Source organism: Streptomyces sp. NPDC104814 (assembly GCF_055583185.1).
On record NZ_JBVJOL010000002.1, the window covers coordinates 464,782 to 482,333 of the forward strand.

The 17,552-nt window shown below is 72.0% G+C and carries 15 protein-coding genes; 3 read left to right on the plus strand and 12 right to left on the minus strand.

Annotated elements, in window-relative coordinates:
* Nucleotides 1-22: 22 nt before the first annotated feature.
* The 4 genes from ACZ64A_RS10700 to ACZ64A_RS10715 all read right to left on the minus strand — a co-directional run bounded on the left by ACZ64A_RS10700 (nucleotide 23) and on the right by ACZ64A_RS10715 (nucleotide 5,628).
* Nucleotides 23-1,777 carry an NAD+ synthase gene (locus ACZ64A_RS10700; protein WP_469809591.1) on the minus strand — a complete coding sequence of 585 codons (1,755 nt, stop codon included), beginning with the start codon at nucleotides 1,775-1,777 and terminating at the stop codon, nucleotides 23-25.
* A gap of 444 nt (nucleotides 1,778-2,221) precedes the next feature.
* Nucleotides 2,222-4,162: a S53 family peptidase gene (locus tag ACZ64A_RS10705; protein WP_469809592.1), complete on the minus strand. Its 1,941-nt coding sequence runs from the start codon at nucleotides 4,160-4,162 to the stop codon at nucleotides 2,222-2,224.
* Nucleotides 4,163-4,276: 114 nt separating this feature from the next.
* Nucleotides 4,277-4,906 carry a DUF305 domain-containing protein gene (locus ACZ64A_RS10710; RefSeq protein WP_469809594.1) on the minus strand — a complete coding sequence of 210 codons (630 nt, stop codon included), beginning with the start codon at nucleotides 4,904-4,906 and terminating at the stop codon, nucleotides 4,277-4,279.
* Complete coding sequence (locus ACZ64A_RS10715) at nucleotides 4,903-5,628, minus strand: DUF3105 domain-containing protein (protein ID WP_469809596.1); 726 nt, start codon at nucleotides 5,626-5,628, stop codon at nucleotides 4,903-4,905. The genes ACZ64A_RS10710 and ACZ64A_RS10715 overlap by 4 nt, the downstream gene beginning before the upstream one ends.
* A 194-nt stretch (nucleotides 5,629-5,822) precedes the next feature.
* Between ACZ64A_RS10715 and ACZ64A_RS10720 the strand changes: the two genes are divergently transcribed.
* Entirely contained in the window at nucleotides 5,823-6,257 is a 435-nt protein-coding gene (locus ACZ64A_RS10720; protein WP_469809598.1) for an RrF2 family transcriptional regulator, read from the plus strand.
* A gap of 187 nt (nucleotides 6,258-6,444) precedes the next feature.
* On the opposite strand, the gene ACZ64A_RS10725 is transcribed toward ACZ64A_RS10720, so the two are convergent.
* Nucleotides 6,445-7,632 carry a globin domain-containing protein gene (locus tag ACZ64A_RS10725; protein WP_469809599.1) on the minus strand — a complete coding sequence of 396 codons (1,188 nt, stop codon included), beginning with the start codon at nucleotides 7,630-7,632 and terminating at the stop codon, nucleotides 6,445-6,447.
* A gap of 310 nt (nucleotides 7,633-7,942) precedes the next feature.
* Here ACZ64A_RS10725 and glnA point away from each other — a divergent pair, with 310 nt between their 5' ends.
* Nucleotides 7,943-9,304 carry a type I glutamate--ammonia ligase gene (gene glnA / locus ACZ64A_RS10730; protein WP_469809600.1) on the plus strand — a complete coding sequence of 454 codons (1,362 nt, stop codon included), beginning with the start codon at nucleotides 7,943-7,945 and terminating at the stop codon, nucleotides 9,302-9,304.
* 83 nt (nucleotides 9,305-9,387) lie between these two features.
* On the opposite strand, the gene ACZ64A_RS10735 is transcribed toward glnA, so the two are convergent.
* From ACZ64A_RS10735 to ACZ64A_RS10765, 7 genes are all read right to left on the minus strand, one after another.
* The gene (locus tag ACZ64A_RS10735) at nucleotides 9,388-9,714 is read right to left on the minus strand and encodes a hypothetical protein (RefSeq protein ID WP_469809601.1); all 327 of its coding nucleotides are present in this window, start codon (nucleotides 9,712-9,714) and stop codon (nucleotides 9,388-9,390) included.
* Entirely contained in the window at nucleotides 9,711-10,277 is a 567-nt protein-coding gene (locus tag ACZ64A_RS10740) for an RNA polymerase sigma factor (RefSeq protein ID WP_469809603.1), read from the minus strand. The genes ACZ64A_RS10735 and ACZ64A_RS10740 overlap by 4 nt, the downstream gene beginning before the upstream one ends.
* A gap of 209 nt (nucleotides 10,278-10,486) precedes the next feature.
* The gene (locus ACZ64A_RS10745; protein ID WP_469809604.1) at nucleotides 10,487-11,548 is read right to left on the minus strand and encodes a TolB-like translocation protein; all 1,062 of its coding nucleotides are present in this window, start codon (nucleotides 11,546-11,548) and stop codon (nucleotides 10,487-10,489) included.
* Nucleotides 11,545-12,837 carry an MFS transporter gene (locus ACZ64A_RS10750; protein ID WP_469809605.1) on the minus strand — a complete coding sequence of 431 codons (1,293 nt, stop codon included), beginning with the start codon at nucleotides 12,835-12,837 and terminating at the stop codon, nucleotides 11,545-11,547. Before ACZ64A_RS10750 ends, ACZ64A_RS10745 begins: the two co-directional genes overlap by 4 nt.
* A 1-nt stretch (nucleotide 12,838) precedes the next feature.
* Nucleotides 12,839-13,729: an alkaline phosphatase family protein gene (locus ACZ64A_RS10755; protein ID WP_469809607.1), complete on the minus strand. Its 891-nt coding sequence runs from the start codon at nucleotides 13,727-13,729 to the stop codon at nucleotides 12,839-12,841.
* A gap of 155 nt (nucleotides 13,730-13,884) precedes the next feature.
* Nucleotides 13,885-14,349, minus strand: coding sequence for a VOC family protein (locus ACZ64A_RS10760; protein WP_469809608.1), 465 nt, complete (start codon nucleotides 14,347-14,349; stop codon nucleotides 13,885-13,887).
* Nucleotides 14,350-14,426: 77 nt separating this feature from the next.
* Entirely contained in the window at nucleotides 14,427-14,897 is a 471-nt protein-coding gene (locus tag ACZ64A_RS10765) for a carboxymuconolactone decarboxylase family protein (protein ID WP_469809610.1), read from the minus strand.
* Nucleotides 14,898-15,203: 306 nt separating this feature from the next.
* Between ACZ64A_RS10765 and ACZ64A_RS10770 the strand changes: the two genes are divergently transcribed.
* Complete coding sequence (locus ACZ64A_RS10770) at nucleotides 15,204-17,534, plus strand: collagenase (RefSeq protein ID WP_469810162.1); 2,331 nt, start codon at nucleotides 15,204-15,206, stop codon at nucleotides 17,532-17,534.
* Nucleotides 17,535-17,552: the final 18 nt, after the last annotated feature.

The following is a 17,552-nucleotide window of genomic DNA, read 5'->3' on the forward strand; positions in this document are numbered from 1 at the left end:
CGAAGGGCGCCCCCTCACCGCCTCAGGCGGACTCCCGCCACCCGTTCGTGATGGGCAGCCGCCGGTCCTTCCCGAACCCCTTCGGCGAGATCTTCGTCCCCGGCGGGTACTGCCGCCGCTTGTACTCGGCGGTGTCGACCATCCGCAGCGTCCGGGCCACCAGGTCGGGGTCGTAGCCGGCCTCGACGATGGCGTCCGCCCCGAGATCCCGGTCGACGTACATCTCCAGAACGGCGTCGAGCACCGGATAGTCCGGCAGCGAGTCCGTGTCCACCTGCCCCGGCCGCAGCTCGGCGCTCGGCGGCTTGGTGATGGAGTTCTCCGGAATGGGCGGCGTCTGCCCCCGTGCCTCGGCGGCCCGGTTGCGCCACTCGGCGAGCCGCCGGACCCAGGTCTTGTAGACGTCCTTGATCGGCCCGTAGGCGCCCACGGAATCGCCGTACAAGGTGGAATACCCGACCGCCAGCTCGGACTTGTTGCCCGGCGCGAGGACGATGTGCCCCTCCTGGTTGGACAGGGCCATCAGCAGCGTCCCACGCAGCCGGGACTGCAGATTCTCCTCCGCGAGCCCGGTCAGCCCGGTCGCCGCCATATAGGCGTCGAACATGGGCGCGATCGGCACGGTACGGAAGTGCAGCCCCGTCCGCCGCGCCAGCTCGGCCGCGTCCGCCCGGGAGTGCTCGGAGGAGTACTTGGACGGCATGGCCACGCCATGGACGTTCTCCGCCCCCACGGCGTCACAGGCGATGGCCGCGACGAGCGCCGAGTCGATGCCCCCGGACAACCCGATGAGCACCGACCGGAACCCGTTCTTGCGCACATACGCCCGCAACCCCACGACCAGGGCGGAGTAGACCTCCTCCTCGTCGTCGAGCCGCTCGGCGTAGGTGCCGCCGTACTGCGGCGCGTACGGAGCCAACGGCTCTTCCGACAGCACCACCCGGTCGATGCGCAACCCGTCGTCCACGACCCCGTCGGGCGCCTCCGGGTCGGCGGCGGGCAGCTCCAGATCGAGCACCACGCACCCCTCGGAGAACTGCGGCGCCCGGGCGACGACCTCCCCGTCACGGTCCACGACGATCGAGTCACCGTCGAACACCAGCTCGTCCTGACCGCCGGTCATGGCGAGATAGGCGGTGGTGCAGCCGGCCTCCTGCGCCCGCTTGCGGACCAGTTCGAGCCGGGTGTCGTCCTTGTTGCGCTCGTACGGCGAGGCGTTGACGGAGACGAGCAGCCCCGCCCCGGCGGACCGCGCCGCCGGCACGCGCCCGCCGTCCTGCCACAGGTCCTCACAGATGGCCAGGGCGATGTCCACGCCGTGCAGCCGCAGCACGGGCATCGAGTCACCGGGCACGAAGTAGCGGAACTCGTCGAAGACGCCGTAGTTCGGCAGGTGGTGCTTGGCGAAGTTCAGCACCACCTCGCCCCGGTGGAGCACCGCGGCGGCGTTCTGCGGCGCACCGGCCGGCTGGCCGTACTTCGGCTGCGCGGTCGCGCAGCGGTCGAGGTAGCCGACGAGGGCGGGCAGCTCCCCGAGCCCCTCCTCGACCAGCCGGCCGGCGAGCGTGCGCAGCGCGCCGCGGGACGCCTCCACGAAGGACGACCTGAGCGCCAGGTCCTCGACGGGGTAGCCGGTCAGCGCCATTTCCGGGAAGACCGCGAGATGCGCCCCCTGCTCGGCGCAGTGCCGGGCCCAGCGGACGATCGTCTCGGTGTTCCCGGCCAGGTCGCCGACGCGCGAGTCGATCTGATTCAAAGCGACACGAAGTTGAGGCACACGCCCAGTCTAATCGTCACCTAGACGCGATGTCCCCGGATGCCCGCCACGACGCTGGTGCACCCGCGTACGGCGGTGAGGGGCCGGGGTGGGGGGTGTCCGCCCGCAGCGTCCGGCACCGTGACACGGCACCCCCGTCGAAAACGGCCGGCCGGACCGAGGACGGACACCCCCCAGCGCGGCCCCGCCCTGACCACCGCCCGTAGGCGGCGACGCACGCCACGACGCGACCGCAACGGGCCGCCGCAGGCAAAAAAAGGGGCGCGGGGAACGGCGCGACCAGCCACAACGAAACCCGCAGACAACAACGCACCCGGCGCCGCAGGCAAACGCACCCGGCGCCGCAGGCAAAACGCGGCGCCCAGCCCCCCGCGAGGGACCGGGCGCCGCAGGCAAAACGAGGCGCCCAGCCCCCCGCGAGGGACCGGGCGCCGCGTTACTGCGTCAGTGACGCCGGTACGACTGGACGTACCCGAAGGCCGGCGAGCCGACGCCGGTCACGTCGTCGTAGCCGCGGACGGCCTGCAGCGAGCTGTCCTTGCCCAGGCTGCGCACGGACGTGCTCAGCCCCCCGCTCGCGTCCACCCCGTTGACGAAGTCGACGCGGGCCACGGCCAGCCCCTGACCCGTCGGGTTGTCCGTCACGTCGTGGTACGCCTTCGACCCGTAGCGGGCGTAGATCTCCGGGTTCGCGAACCCGAGCGCCTTCCCGCCGTTGGCCTCCTGCGCCAGCGCCTGCACACCGGCGATCACCGGCGACGCCAGCGACGTACCGCCGATGCGGTACTCGTCGTAGCGCTGCGTTCCGTCCGGGAACGTCTGGGTCTGCCCGACCAGGAACCCGGTGTTCGGGTCGGCGATCGCCGCGATGTCCGGCACGACCCGGTTCCCGGCGGCGCCGTTGGCCTTGGCGAGGGCGTCCGGCACGACGCCCTTCTGGTAGTACGGCTGCGCCACGGTCTTGCTGGTGCCGCCGCCCGCACCGGAGGTGTAGGCCCCAGGGAAGCCCACCCAGCTGTTGCCGTCGGCCGACAGCGCGGCCTTCTCCGTGCCCCAGCCGGTCTCGAACTGGTACTGGTCGCCCTTGCCGACGGCCAGCGAGGTACCGCCGACCGCGGTCACCCACGCCGAGTTCGCGGGGGTGTCGACCTGCTTGGTCCCGGTGTTGGCGACCTCGTCGCCGTTGTCGCCGGAGGAGAAGTAGAAGCCGATGCCCTCGACGGCGCCGAACTGGAACACCTGGTCGTAGGCGGCCGCGAGGTCGGGCGTCTGGTTGGCCTCGATGTCGCCCCACGAGTTGGACACGATGTCGGCGAGGTGCCCGTCGACGACCTTGCTGAGCGAGTCCAGCAGAGCGTCGTCGTTGCAGGACGCCGCCCCGACGTACGTGATCTGCGCGGCGGGCGCCACGGCGTGCACGGCCTCGACGTCGAGCGTCTCCTCGCCGTACCAGCCGGCGGCCCCGCAGTCCTTGGTGTTGGTGTAGTTCTTCGGCAGCACCTGCCGGAGCTGTCCGGTGCTCCAGGGGGCGTCCCCGTGCTTGCCGGCGTAGGTGGCCACGTCGTAGGCGAGCGTCGGCGAGGCGTAGGCGTCGGTGATGGCGACGCGCACCCCCTTGCCGGTGTACGTGCCCGCGCCGTACGCGGAACGCAGCTGCTTGCCGGTGTAGCCGCGCACGGCGTACGGGATCTTGTGTCCGTACGCGTCCGGCAGCGAGGAGGCGATGTTCGAGCCGAAGTACGACGAGAACGGCCCGGAGTTGCGGAACACGGCGTCCGGCGGCGGCAGCTGGTCCTTGTGGCTCGCCTTGTGCGGCGCGTTGTCGAGACCGGTGACGGTCAGGACGGCGTCACGCACGTTGTCCGGCACGGAGACCGTGGCGGCGGGCGCGCGGTAAGTGGCCGAGCCCTTGGCGAAGTTGTGCAGCTGCGTCCCGAACGCCTTCTCCGCGGCCGCGACGTCGCCGCTGACGGAGACGTAGTGCGCGGTGACGGACGTGACCTTCAGTCCGGCGGACGTCAGCCAGGACTTGACCGCGGCCACCTGAGCCGCCGTCGCGCCGAAGCGCGCCTGGGTCTGGCGTGCGGACAGGTACTTGCCGTACTGCGGGGAGGACGGGTCGGACACGGCCCGGGCGTACTCGGCCAGGCCGTTCGCGTCCCGGCCGGCGAGGTAGACGCGCGCGGACACCTGTGCGGAGTCGGCGGTCGCGCCCTTGTCCGCCTTGGCCGTGGCCCACGCCGGCTTGGTCCCTGCCAGCGCGTCCCGGTGCGGGTTGTCCGCGGCGCTGGCCGCGGGTATGCCGAGCGCCAGCGCGCCCGCGAGCATGGGCAGGGTGGCTGCCAGGCTCACGGAGGCGCGCAGCGCGGCGCGGTTGGATCTCATGGAACCCCCTGTGCGGTTCGTCGGCGAGTGGATCACTCGACGGTGAGCTCACTCTTTCGATGAACTGTTCATGTCAGGGGAATAAGAAGACCAAAAGGAACCCAATAAAGTTTGCTACGCCCGGGGTGCGGCTCCTCGCTCCTTCAACATGTCCGCCATCACCCGCAGTTCGGATTCCTGTCCCTCCACCATGCCCCGGGCGAGCCGCTTCTCGGCCGCCACCGTGCACTTCTCGACGCACCCCTCGGCCATGTGGATGCCGCCCTTGTGATGGTCCGTCATCAGCTGGAGGTAGAGGACCTCGGCGTTCCTCCCGCTCAGCCCCTGCAGCCTCCGCAGCTCGGTGTCGGTCGCCATCCCCGGCATCAACGCGCCGTCCGCGGCCTTGCCGGAGGCCATGTCCCCCATGTCCATCCAGGTCATCGGCGGCTCGGACGTGACCTTCGGAAGCTCCCACAGGTCGAGCCAGCCGAGCAGCATGCCGCGCTGGTTGGCCTGCGTCTGCGCGATGTCGTAGGCGAGCCGCCGCACGTCCTCGTCCTTCGTGCGGTCGCGCACGATGTACGACATCTCCACGGCCTGCTGGTGGTGGACGGCCATGTCCCGGGCGAACCCCGCGTCCGCGGACTCCGTGCCCGGCACCTGGGAGGAGGGCCCCTCCTCCTCGGCGACGGCGTAGGTGATCGCACCGGCGGCGACGAGCGCGGCCGCGGCAGCGCCCGCGACCAGTCCGACGTGCCTCACTTCATCATCCCGCTGGAGCAGGAGGCACCCGGCTCCGGCGTCTGAGGGCCTTGCACATAGGCCGACAGGAACCTGTTCACGGCCGGGTCGTCGGCACTGCGCACGCTCAGCTGGTGCCCCCACGCCGACAGCACGATCGGCGCGGACTGCTGCGCGTACGGGCTCATCAGCGTGTACGGAGTCGCCTTCACCCGCGCGGCGAGCGCGGCCACGTCCGCCTTCGCCGCCTTCGCGGTGTACGTCACCCAGACCGCACCGTGCTCGAGGGAGTGCACGGCCATCTCGTCCTTGACGGGCTCGGTATAGACGGTGCCGTTGCAGTCCGCCCACACCGGGTTGTGGTCGCCGCCGACCGGCGGGTGCATCGGGTAGGTCACGGGCGTGGTGACGTGGTTGCGGCTCAGCGTGCCCTTCCAGACCCGCACGCCGTCCGGACCGGTGACGAACTGCCCGCCGGCCGCGCTCTTGGGGCCGACGCCGCTGTTCTTGCCGTCCGCACCGGCGGTGGCACCGGCCGCCGCGCCGGCCTTGCCGCCGCCGTCGTCGGACCGCGCCTGCACCACGAACAGGGCACCGGCGGCGAGCGCCGCCACGACGACCGCGCTCGCGGCGACGGTGAGACCCCGGCGGCGCCGCTGACGGGCCTGCTCGGCCTGGCGCAGTGCGGCGACGTGGGCCTTGCGGGCGGCGCCGGTGTCGTGGTCGGTGTTCGCGGAACCCATGGGGCGTGTCCTTCGGGGAAAGGGACGGGGAGGGTGGGGCCCGCTGATCGTAGTGGGGGAGAAGGGGCGGAGAGTAGGCAGACACCGGCCGCGGTACGGCAAGCGCCACGATCCGGTGACCCCGCGCACACCTTGACGGAATCCGCCCCGGGCCATATTTGGAATCCCGGATGCCTATTACCTACGCTGGCGGTATGCGGCTCCTGCGCTCCACCGACCTCGCGCTGCGCGTCCTGATGCGGCTCGCCGTCGCGGGTGCGTCCACGCCGCCGACCCGCCAGGTGGCCGCCGACATGGACGTGCCGTACACGCACGCCGCCAAGGTCGTCGCCGAGCTGCAGCACCTCGGCCTGGTGGACGCCCGCCGGGGCCGCGGCGGCGGGCTCTCGCTCACCGAGAAGGGCCGCACGGCCTCCGTCGGCGCGGTGGTGCGCACCTTCGAGGGGGACGGCGACGTCGTCGACTGCGAGGGGGCGACGCCCTGCCCCCTGAACTCCGGCTGCCGTCTGCGCGGTGCCCTGCGCCGGGCCCAGGAGGCGTTCTACGCCGCGCTGGACACGGTCACGGTGGCGGACATCGTCGCCGACCCGACCGGGCCGCTGCTGCTGGGCATCACCCGAGCCCCCTGACGGGCTGCCGCCCGGGACAACGCTCGCCCGGGACAACGCTCACCGGGGACAAGGGGCCTCCGGGAAGCCCGAAGGGGCCGCCGGGCAGAATCCGGCGGCCCCTTCGGCATTCCTCCAGCGGGCCGGGCCGTTCAGGGAGCGGGCCGTTCAGGAGCCCACACCCTGCCGGGCCGCCGGAGGCCGTGGCTCAGCCCTGGGCCAGCCACAGGTCGGGACCGAACACCTCGTAGTGGATGTCGGCGGCGGCCACGCCCTTGGCGAGCAGCTGCTCGCGCACGCCGCGCATGAAGGGCAGCGGACCGCACAGGTACGCGCGCGTGCCGGCCGGCACCGGGACGTCGGTCAGGTCGACGAAGCCGCCGCGGGCACCGGCGGGCACGCCCTGCTCGTAGAAGAAGTGCACGGTGGCGTCGGCGAGCTTGCCCGCGTAGGCCTCCTGCTCGGCGCGCAGGGCGTGGTCGGCGGGGGAGCGGTCGCCGTGCAGGACGGTGACCGGCGCGGCGTGGCCGTCCTCGGCGAGCTGGGCGAGCATCGAGATCATCGGGGTGACGCCGATGCCGGCGGAGGCGAGCAGCACGGGCGCGCCGGGGGCGTCGTCGAGGACCAGGTCGCCGTACGGCTCGGACAGCTGAAGGACGTCACCGACGCGCACGCGTGCGTGGAGGTGGCCGGAGACCTCGCCGTCGGGGGTGGCGTCGGCGCCGCTCACGCGCTTGACGCTGAACTGGCGCACGGTCTCGCCCGGCGCGCCGGACAGGCTGTACTGGCGTAGCTGCCGGGCGCCGTCGGGCAGCTCGACCTGCACGGAGACGTACTGGCCGGCGCGGAAGTCGCGCACCGGGCCGCCGTCGGCGGGCCGCAGCCGGAAGGTGACGACGTCCGCCGTCTCCTCGATGCGCTCGACGACCTCCCACGGGCGCCGGCCCGTGGCGGCGCTCTCCTCGTACAGCCGCTTCTCGATCGCGATGAGCGTGTTCGCCATCAGCCAGTAGACCTCGTCCCAGCCGGCGGCCACCTCGGGGGTGACGGCCTCGCCGAGGATCTCGACGATGGCGGCGAAGAGGTGCTCGTGGACGACCTTGTACTGCTCGGGGGTCACCCCGAGGGAGGCGTGCTTGTGGGCGATCCGGCCGAGCATGGCGTCGGGCCGCTGGTCCGGGTGGTCGAGCAGGTGCACGGCGAAGGCCGCGATGGAGCCCGCGAGGGCCTGCTTCTGGGCGCCGGAGGCCTGGTTGCCGCGGTTGAACAGGTCCCGCAGCAGTTCGGGGTGGGTCTCGAAGAGCCGGGCGTAGAAACGCTCGGTGATCTGCGAGATGGCGCCGGCCACGGCGGGCAGGGTCGCGCGGACGGTGGCTGCTGACTGCGCGGACAGCATCAGGACTCCTCCTGGTTCGACTGTCCGGACCGTATGAAAACTTGCATCTGAGATGCAAATTAAACGGGCGTGGTGTCGCTCACGTCCCGTCCCCGACCGGCCATTACGGATGCGGGTCCGAGCAGGCAAGATGGGCGTCAAGAGCAGCACGCCCGCACCCGCACCGGACGTTCCGCCCCCGGCCCCCCGGCCGATCATGGTCCGCAACGCGCGTGAAACGGTCGTGTGATGGGATGCTGCTCAGGTGCCCGACCGCCTCCCGCCTCACCGGGGACAGGCGGCCTGACCAGCAAGGATGGGGAAGCGGAAGATGGACAAGCAGCAGGAGTTCGTGCTCCGGACGTTGGAGGAGCGCGACATCCGGTTCGTACGCCTGTGGTTCACGGACGTGCTGGGCTTCCTCAAGTCCGTCGCCGTGGCACCCGCCGAGCTGGAGCAGGCCTTCGACGAGGGCATCGGCTTCGACGGCTCCGCCATCGAGGGCTTCGCCCGGGTCTACGAGTCCGACATGATCGCCAAGCCGGACCCGTCCACGTTCCAGGTGCTGCCCTGGCGTGCCGAGGCGCCCGGCACCGCCCGGATGTTCTGCGACATCCTCATGCCGGACGGCTCCCCCTCCTTCGCCGACCCGCGCTACGTCCTCAAGCGCGCCCTGGCCCGCGCCTCCGACCTCGGCTTCACCTTCTACACCCACCCCGAGATCGAGTTCTTCCTGCTCAAGGAGAAGCCGCTCGACGGCAGCCGCCCCACCCCGGCCGACAACTCCGGCTACTTCGACCACACCCCGACCAATGTCGGCATGGACTTCCGCCGCCAGGCGATCACCATGCTGGAGTCGATGGGGATCTCGGTGGAGTTCTCCCACCACGAGGGCGCGCCCGGCCAGCAGGAGATCGACCTGCGCTACGCCGACGCGCTGTCCACCGCCGACAACGTGATGACGTTCCGTCTGGTGATGAAGCAGGTGGCACTGGAGCAGGGGGTGCAGGCCACCTTCATGCCGAAGCCGTTCTCCGAGCACCCCGGCTCCGGCATGCACACCCACCTCTCCCTCTTCGAGGGCGACCGCAACGCGTTCTACGAGTCCGGCGCGGAGTTCCAGCTCTCCAAGGTCGGCCGCTCCTTCATCGCGGGTCTGCTGCGGCACGCGGCGGAGATCTCGGCCGTCACCAACCAGTGGGTGAACTCCTACAAGCGCATCTGGGGCGGCTCAGAGCGCACGGCCGGCGCCGGCGGCGAGGCCCCCTCCTACATCTGCTGGGGCCACAACAACCGCTCGGCCCTGGTCCGGGTGCCGATGTACAAGCCCGGCAAGACCGGCTCCGCCCGTGTGGAGGTCCGCTCCCTGGACTCCGGCGCCAACCCCTACCTGGCCTACGCGGTCCTGCTGGCCGCCGGCCTCAAGGGCATCGAGGAGGGCTACGAACTCCCGCCGGGCGCCGAGGACGACGTATGGGCGCTCTCCAACGCCGAACGCCGCGCGATGGGCATCGAGCCCCTCCCGCAGAACCTCGGCGAGGCCCTGACCCTGATGGAGAACAGCGACCTCGTCGCCGACACCCTCGGCGAACACGTCTTCGACTTCTTCCTGCGCAACAAGCGCTCGGAGTGGGAGGAGTACCGCAGCGAGGTCACCGCGTTCGAGCTGCGGAAGAACCTGCCGGTGCTGTAGGCGTTCCGGTCTTGAGAACGCCGTGGGGCCGGCCGCTTGTCGCGGTCGGCCCACGGCGCTGTGTCGCGGTCGCCGGTCTTCGTTCAGGCGGTGTGGCCCTTCGCCGGGTCCGCCCTGGTGAGGGTGCAGACGCCGTCCGCGCAGTTGCGCTCCAGACGGCCGCGGGAGAGGGTCTGCGCCAGGCCGACCAGCCAGCAGGTGGGACAGCCGCGGAAGGCGATCAGGCCCAGCGGGGCCGCCACCAGGACGGCCGGGCCGGCCACGGGCACCAGGGCGATCGCGCCGGTGATCAGCCCGAAGCCGATGACGCCGCGCGCCAGGTGGCGCGGCACCGAGCTGCTGGCGTAGTCCGTGCCGGACGCCGTCGGCCCGGCCGCGGCCGGGCCGTTCGTGCTCTTCCGTGGCCTCACGGTCGTACCTCTTCTCCGGCCGTCGGTGCCAGTGAGGCGCGCAGCGCCGCGCGGGCCCGGTGCAGCCGCGACTTCATCGCGGCGCTGCTCAGGCCGAGTGACCGGGCGACGGCGTGGCCCGGCAGGCCCTGGACGTCCCGCATGATCAGGACTTGCCGCTGCTCACGGGGAAGGGCCGCGACCGCGGCCGCGACCCGCTCCACCTCCAGCCTGCGCAGTGCCGCCTCCTCGGCTGACCGCTCCACATCTGCCTCCGGCTCGGAAGCCGCCTCGGTGCTGCGGGAGAGGAGCGACCGCGCCTGACGCAGGCACTCGTTGCGCACGATCCGGAACATCCACGAACCGAGCGCGCCCGTCGCCCGCAGGGTGCCGATCTTCCGGTACAGGATGATCAACGCCTCCTGCGCCGCGTCCTCCGCGTCCTGCGGTGAGGCGCACAGCGTCATCGCGAACCTGCGCACATGGGGCTGCGAGTCCATGACGACGGTGGTGAGCGAAGTGACGTCGCCGTCCTGCGCGGCCCTGATCAGCCGCTCGTCCGGCCACGGGAAGCGTCGTGTCATGCGTTCTGCTCCTTCTCCGAAGCGCCCCGAGGGAAGGCATGCGTCAGCCACGGCTCTTCTTCCAGCGCCTCATGAGATGCAGGCTGCACGCGGACACCAGCAGCACGCCGATCAGCACACCGGCCACGACCATGGTCTTCCTCCTCGTCTCCGCCGGCCCACGCGGCCGGTACAGGGACAAGAGGCGGGCCGCCCCGAAAAGGATTCGCTCAGCGAGTCACCGCGCCCGGGAACGCCGGTGACACCGCCGCGCTGCTGATCCGCCGCGGCGCGCCCGAGCCGTCGGCCGGGACCGTGTACAGGTCCGCTCCGTAGTCGCCCGGCAGGGCGTAGACGAGGGTGTGGTCGTCACGCCAGACCGCCTGGTCGTCGACGCTGCGCGGCTCGGCCAGGGGGGTGTCGCGCAGGGTGCGCAGGTCGAGGACGTACAGGCGCCAGGGGGCGTCCTTCGGCAGGCCCGGCACCCGCTTCTTGAACGCGATACGGCTGCCGTCGGGGGACAGGGACGGGCACTCGACGTTCGTCCGCAGCGTCGTGACCGTACGGGCCGTGAGGTCGCCGCGGACCAGGTACGTGCGCCCTTTCGTCGCCATGGTGGCGTAGAAGGTGCGGTCGTCGGCGGCGAACGTCACGCCCCAGAAGTTCACGTCCGCCGCCCGGTAGCCCCGGCCGTCCTTGACGATCCGGAACGCCTCCAGGGACGGGATCAGCTCGCCGGTGCGCACGTCCACGATCGCCGCACGCGTGGAGAAGTTTGTCCCCGCGTAGGAGTCGCCGCCCACGAACGCCGTCCAGGCGGCGAAGTGCCCGCTCGGCGATACCCGGGCGCGGGAGGGGATGCCGGGGACGTCGTAGTGGTGCGTCTCCTTCAGCCGGGCGTCGAGGAGCACGGCGCGGTAGGTGTCCGACACCGGGCCGTGCACCGCCCGCAGGCACACGCCGGTGCCGGCGGCGGCGTAGAAGCGCAGGCACTTCACACCGGAGGCGGTGCGCGGTCCGGCCGGGTCCGCCGCGGGCACGGCGGTCAGTTCGTCGCGGTGCGGCCCCCACGCCATGTTCCGGAAGACCATCCGGTCGCCGTCGGTCAGCGACATCCTGCCCTCGGTCACCCGGGGCCCGCCGGGCCTGGCCTGGTCGCGCCGCTCGGCCCGCGCCGAGGCGTGCAGCACCGACGCCACGGCGACGCCCGTGAGGACGGCGACCGCGGCGAGCAGGACGAGGACGCGGGTGCGCGTGCGGGACGGGGGAGGAGGAGCGGACTCGGCCGTCATGCCGTGGTGCCCTTCGGGTGCGGGGTGGCCGGGGACTGCGGGCGCAGGGCGAAGGAGAACGCGGCGCACAGGGCGAGCGCCCCCGCCGACGCCGCCAGCGCCGTGCGGTCGCCCCATACGGTCCACAGCGCGCCGAAGCCCAGCGAGCAGGCGAACCGGGCGAGCGCCTGCCCGGTCTGCACGAGCGCGAGCCCCGAGGAGCGCAGCGCCTCGGGCACGCTGTCCGAGGCCGCCGCCATCAGCACCCCGTCGGTGGCCGCGTAGAAGGCGCCGTGCAGCACCAGCACCGTGTACGGCAGCGCGGCGCCGTGCCAGGAGGTCAGCAGCAGGGCGTACGCCGTGAGCAGCGCGCCGTGGCCGGCCAGGAACATCCGCCAGCGGCCCACCCGGTCCGCCAGCCGGCCCGCCGGCACGGCCAGCAGCAGGAACGCCGCCGCTGTTCCCAGCGGCAGCAGCGCGAAGAAACGGTCGGGCACGCCCAGCCTGCGCTGCAGCAGCAGATAGACGAAGGAGTCGCTGACCGTGGCCAGGCCCAGGAGGAGGGCGCAGACGGTGATACGGCGCAGGTCGCGCTCCCGCAGGAGTCCCACCGCACCCCGCAGCGTGGGACGCTCCCCGTCGGCCCGCGGCGGCGTCGTACGGCCACCGGGGACGAACAGCACCAGCACCAGGACGCCCACGGCGGCCACGCAGAAGCTCACCGTGAACACCGCGTCGTAGCCGTCCACGGTGGCCCGCAGGAGGGCGAACGCCACCAGCGGCCCGAGCAGGGCGCCGGCGGTGTCCATCGCCCGGTGCACCCCGAAGGCACGGCCGCGGGTCTGCGGCGTACTGGACAGGGAGATCAGGGCGTCGCGCGGGGCCGTGCGCAGGCCCTTGCCGGTGCGGTCGGCCGCCAGGACCAGTCCGATGGGGGTCAGGGAGTGCGCCACCAGCAGCAGGGGCTTGCAGGCCGCCGAGAGGCCGTAGCCCAGGCCCGCCACCCACTTGTGCCGGCCCCCGCCGCGGTCGGCGAGATGGCCGCCGGCCAGCCGTACGAGTGCCGAGAAGCCGTTGTAGACGCCGTCCAGCAGGCCGAAGCCGAGCGGGGACAGGCCGAGCCCGGCCACCAGGTACAGCGGGAGCACGGCCGTCACCATCTCCGACGACACGTCGGTGATCAGGCTGACCGTGCCGAGCGCGAGGACGGTCGGGGCGACCGCGGCACGGCGCCGCCCGGCGGGATGCCGGGCGGCGCCGTCCGCGGACGCCGGCGCCGCTGCTGCGGCGCGGCTGTCCGCGACGTACACCTCAGGACGCCCAGATGCCGGTGATGTCCTGGGCGGAGCCCGCGTTGCCCGCGTGGGAGGAAAGGCCCTTCATGTCCTCCAGCGTGCGCAGCAGGTTGTAGTGGTTGTACGTCGTCGACGAGGACGAGCCCGCGGTGACGGGCTGGCCGTACAGGACGGTCGGGATGCGGTTGCCGGAGAGCTTGTTGTCCTCGTCGAAGGTGACCACCAGCAGGCTGTTGTGGGTCTTGGCCCAGGTGGCGTAGGCGCCGAGGTTGTTCTTCAGCCAGGTGTCACCGGTGGACACCGAGCAGTCGTGCATGTCGCTGCACAGGTTCGGCACGACGAAGGAGACGTCGGGCAGCGTGGAGTAGTCGGTGGGGAACTGGGCGAAGGTCTTCGCCGACGAGGTCGGCACGTTGCTGAAGCCGAACCACGGGTTGTGCTTGCGGGCGTAGCTGCCGCTGCTGCACGTCGTCGAGCCCTGGCTGGGCAGCGTCTCGTTGTAGCTGGCCCAGGTCTTGCCGGCGCCGAGCAGCTCGGAGGCGAGGTTGGGGGCGGAGGAGAAGCCCGGGGTGTAGCAGCTGTCGTCGGTGATGCCCTGGGTGGACCCGGAGAACAGGGCGAAGTAGTTCGGCTGGCTGGGGTGGGTCTCGCCGTAGGACTGGGTCAGGTTGGCGCCGCCGGCCTTCAGCGTGTTGTTGATGTACGGGGCGCTGGAGGAGCCGATCACCTGGCTGTAGGCGTGGTTCTCGAAGACCACGACGACCACGTGGTCCGGGCTGGGCACGGCGCCCGCGGCGTGCGCGGTCTCACCGCCGAGCCCGGTCCACAGGCCGACCGCGGCTGCGGCCAGGGCCGTGGCCGAGGCCAGGGCGGTACGGGCGCGGCGGTACACGGAACTGCCGGACACATCAACCTCCGGGTGGGGACGGGACGGGCTGGCGGTGCGGACAGAGCATGCACACGCCAATATGCCCGCGGCCCACGTGGAGCAACCCGGGGGGTGAAGAGCTGATGAACTGCCGTCCCTGCGCGGGGCGGCCTGGCCCTTCGGGGGCTGCCGGCCTACGGGGTCTGCGTGGATGGTGCGGCGGACTGCGCCTGGCGGGACAGTGCCTGGTGCAGGGGTTCCCCGGCCCGGCGGCGGTACTCCTGGACGGCCCAGCCGTTGCCGTCGGGGTCCGTGAAGTACATGAACGTCGCCCCGTCGTCCGGTGCGTACCGGACCGGCTCGCTGACCTCCAGGCCGCGCTCGACCAGCTCCGCGTGGGCCGCCTCGATGTCGGCCACGCAGAGCTGGAGGCCCTGGTAGGAGCCGGGGGCCGGTCGGGGGCCCTTCGTCATCTCCCAGATGCTGTCGCCGAGCGCGATGGAACAGCCGGAGCCGGGCGGGGTCAGCTGGACGATGCGCATGCCCGGCATGACCTCCGTGTCGATGTCGACGTGGAAGCCGGCCTTGTCGCGGTAGAAGTCGCGGGCCCGGTCGATGTCGCTCACGGGCAGGGGGATCACTTCGAGGGTGAAGTCCATCGCTTTCCTCCTCATGGTGGTCCCCCCACCGAAGCGGAAAACCGGGTGCTGCGCCACCGGGTTCGCCGGCGGGGCCGTCAGCCGAACATGCCGGGCCGGTAGTCGCCCGCCGGCTGGCGGACGAGGACGTTCATGCGGTTGTAGGCGTTGATCACGGCGATCAGGGAGACCAGGCCGGCGAGCTGGTCCTCGTCGTAGTGCCGGGCGGCCTTCTCCCAGACCGCGTCGGGAACGCCGGGGCCGTCGGCGAGCCGGGTGCCGTGCTCGGTGAGTTCCAGGGCGGCGCGCTCGGCGTCGGTGAAGACGGTGGCCTCCCTCCAGGCGGCGACGAGGTGGAGGCGGACCGGGGTCTCGCCGGCGTGGGCGGCGTCCTTGGTGTGCATGTCGGTGCAGGCTCCGCAGCCGTTGATCTGGCTGGCGCGGATCTTGACGAGTTCCTGGGTGGCGGCGGGCAGGGGGGAGTCGGTGACGACCTTGCCCGCGGAGTTGAGGTGGCGCAGGAACGTGCCGGCGACGGGGTTGGCGAAAAGGTCGAGTCGCGCGTCCATGGGGTGCTCCCTCTCGGTTCGTCAGTGCCTTCGCCGGTCTGACGGAGGGAGGCGGGGCGGTGTGACCGCGCGGTGCTGTGACCTGCGTCACGGCTGCGGGACCCGGCCGTGATCGGTCAACTCGCCTGTGGGCAACGGCGCCTGAGGGGTTGTCAGTGCAATTTCACATTACTATGTTACAGCTCACATTGCAGTGGCATGCACGCCTCAAGATGAGCCACTCCCCACATCGAGGAGCCGCAGGTGTCCCACACGCCACGCCTGTTCCCGCCCCGCACGTTCCCGCCCCGTCTGTCCCCGCCCCGCCTGTTCCCGTCCCGGCGCAGATCGCTGCGCGCCGCCCTGCTCGCGGCGGCCGTCACCGCGGCCCTGCTCGGCACGGCCGGAGCCCCCGCCGCGCAGGCGCACGAACGCGCAGAGGTCACCCCTCACTCGGCCGGTCCCGCCGGTCCGCATGCGGCCGGTCCCGCCGGTCCGACGCACGACGAGGTGGCCCGCCTCGGCAGCGCGCCGGCGCCCCGCACTCCCGCCGGGACGGCCCCCGGAGCCCGCCGTGCCGACGGCCGCGTCCCGGGCGCCGGCCCCGGGCGCACCCCGAAGCCGGCGGCGGCCGCCGCCTGCACCCTGGACGACGTCACCCGCCTCGACCCCGAGCGGTTCACCGACTTCCTCGCCGCACCGGACGTCACCGCCGACGGCTGTCTGCGCACCCTCCTGTGGACCTGGGACGCGCGGCTCGCTCCCGTCATGGACGACGCCCACGTCCAGGCCGTCGCCCGCCGCGCCACTGCTCTCGCCCCGGGTCACGACGGCCGCGACTCCAGCCATCTGCTGGAGATGTTCACCTACCTGCACGCGGTCGTGTACCACGACTTCTCGCGCGACGAGATCGACGTCAGCGACCCGCCCACCCAGGAGGCCATGCGACGGGCGGTGTACTCCTTCGGCACCGCCCCGCACACCTTCGACCCCACCCGTACCGACGCCGAGACCCTCCGGGAAGCCCTCTACGCCGGCAGCGCCCCGGGCCTGCGCCAGTCACAGCTCGGTCTGATCCGCAAGGTGCTGGCCACCATGGACCGGTACCACCCGGACACCTCCGCCGACCCGTCCTGGGGCGGCGCCGTGCTCGCCGCGCTCAGCGTCAACTACCTCGGCCTGTACGAGGGCAACCACGACACCGCCTTCCGGACCGTCGTCGCCCGCAACGACGCCTACCGGGACGCCTTCCGCCGGTTCACCGGGTACACCCACCTCAAGGGCACGCCGAACGAATGGGCCGTACGGGACGCCCTGTCGGAGTACGGGCGCTTCGGCGTCGTCGCCTCCCTGCGCGACCGGATCGTCCCCGATCTCGGCTCCCTGCTCACCCCGGTGACCAGCGCCTGGGGCCGCGGCAGCGCCCCCTGGGCCAAGATCGTCTCCTGGCTCGGCTTCTACGGCGCCTGCAAGCCGTACGCCGTCTGCAAGGACGACATCGAGCGGCAGCTGTTCCCGTACACCTACAGCTACGACAACGGCGCCCTGAAGGTCCGCACCGCCCTCGACCGCGCCACCGTCGACCAGCTCTACTACGCGAGCAAGCAGGTCAAAGCGCAGTTCCTGAGGGTGCTCGGCACCCAGGCGCCGCTCCCCGACGACACCAACGGCGTCCTGACGATCGTGCTGTACGCCTCCCGCGCCGACTACGAGAACTACCACCCGCTGCTCACCGGCATGGACACCAACAACGGCGGCATCTACATCGAGCGCGGCGCGACCTTCTACACCTACCAGCGGCGCGTCCCGCAGGACTCACGGCTGACGCTGGAGGAACTGTTCCGCCACGAGTACGTCCACTACCTCAACGGCCGCTGGGCGGTGCCCGGTTACTTCGGCGAGGGTCCCTGGTACCAGGGTGACCGCACGACGGCGATGGACGAGGGCACCGCGGAGTTCTTCGACGGCTCGACCCGCGCCGGCGGCATCGCCGTACGCAAGTCCCTGGTGCAGGGCGTCATCGCGGACACCGCGCACGGCACCCCCCGGATGAGCGTCGAGCAGCTCCTGCACGCCACCTACGACGCCGACGGCTTCCGCTTCTATGACTACGCCGGCACGTTCTTCGAGTACCTGTGGAGCGAACACCCCGCGCTGCTGCGCGAGATGTACGGCTACCTGCGGGCCGACGACCCGGCCGGCTTCGACGCCTGGCGCGAGCGCACGGGCCGTGACAGGGCCGTCCAGCAGGGCTACGACGTCTTCCTGGACCGGCAGATCGCGCACGTCGACGGCCTGTACGTGCCGAACACCACCTACACGCCGGACAGCGGGCTGCGCGAGGCCACGGCCGAGGCGGTGCGCGCCTCCTTCGCCGCCGCCACCTACACCGACCCCGCCTGCACGGCGAACGGCGACGCGGGCATGCCGCGGTTCGTCTGCACCGGCCGCATCACCGCCCGGCTCACCGACGCCGGCAGCGCCGACCGGGTCTTCGAGGACATGTCCGCCACCGTGGACCGCTTCCTGCTCGACCGGTCGGCCGCCGCCTCGCCCAACCTCGCCGACATGAACTGCGCCTTCGGCGAGGTGACGATCTGGACGGACCGCACGGCCGGCACCGCGGACTTCACCTGCGAAGGGCCCTTGCGCCGTTGATCGATGCCGGGGTGCCGG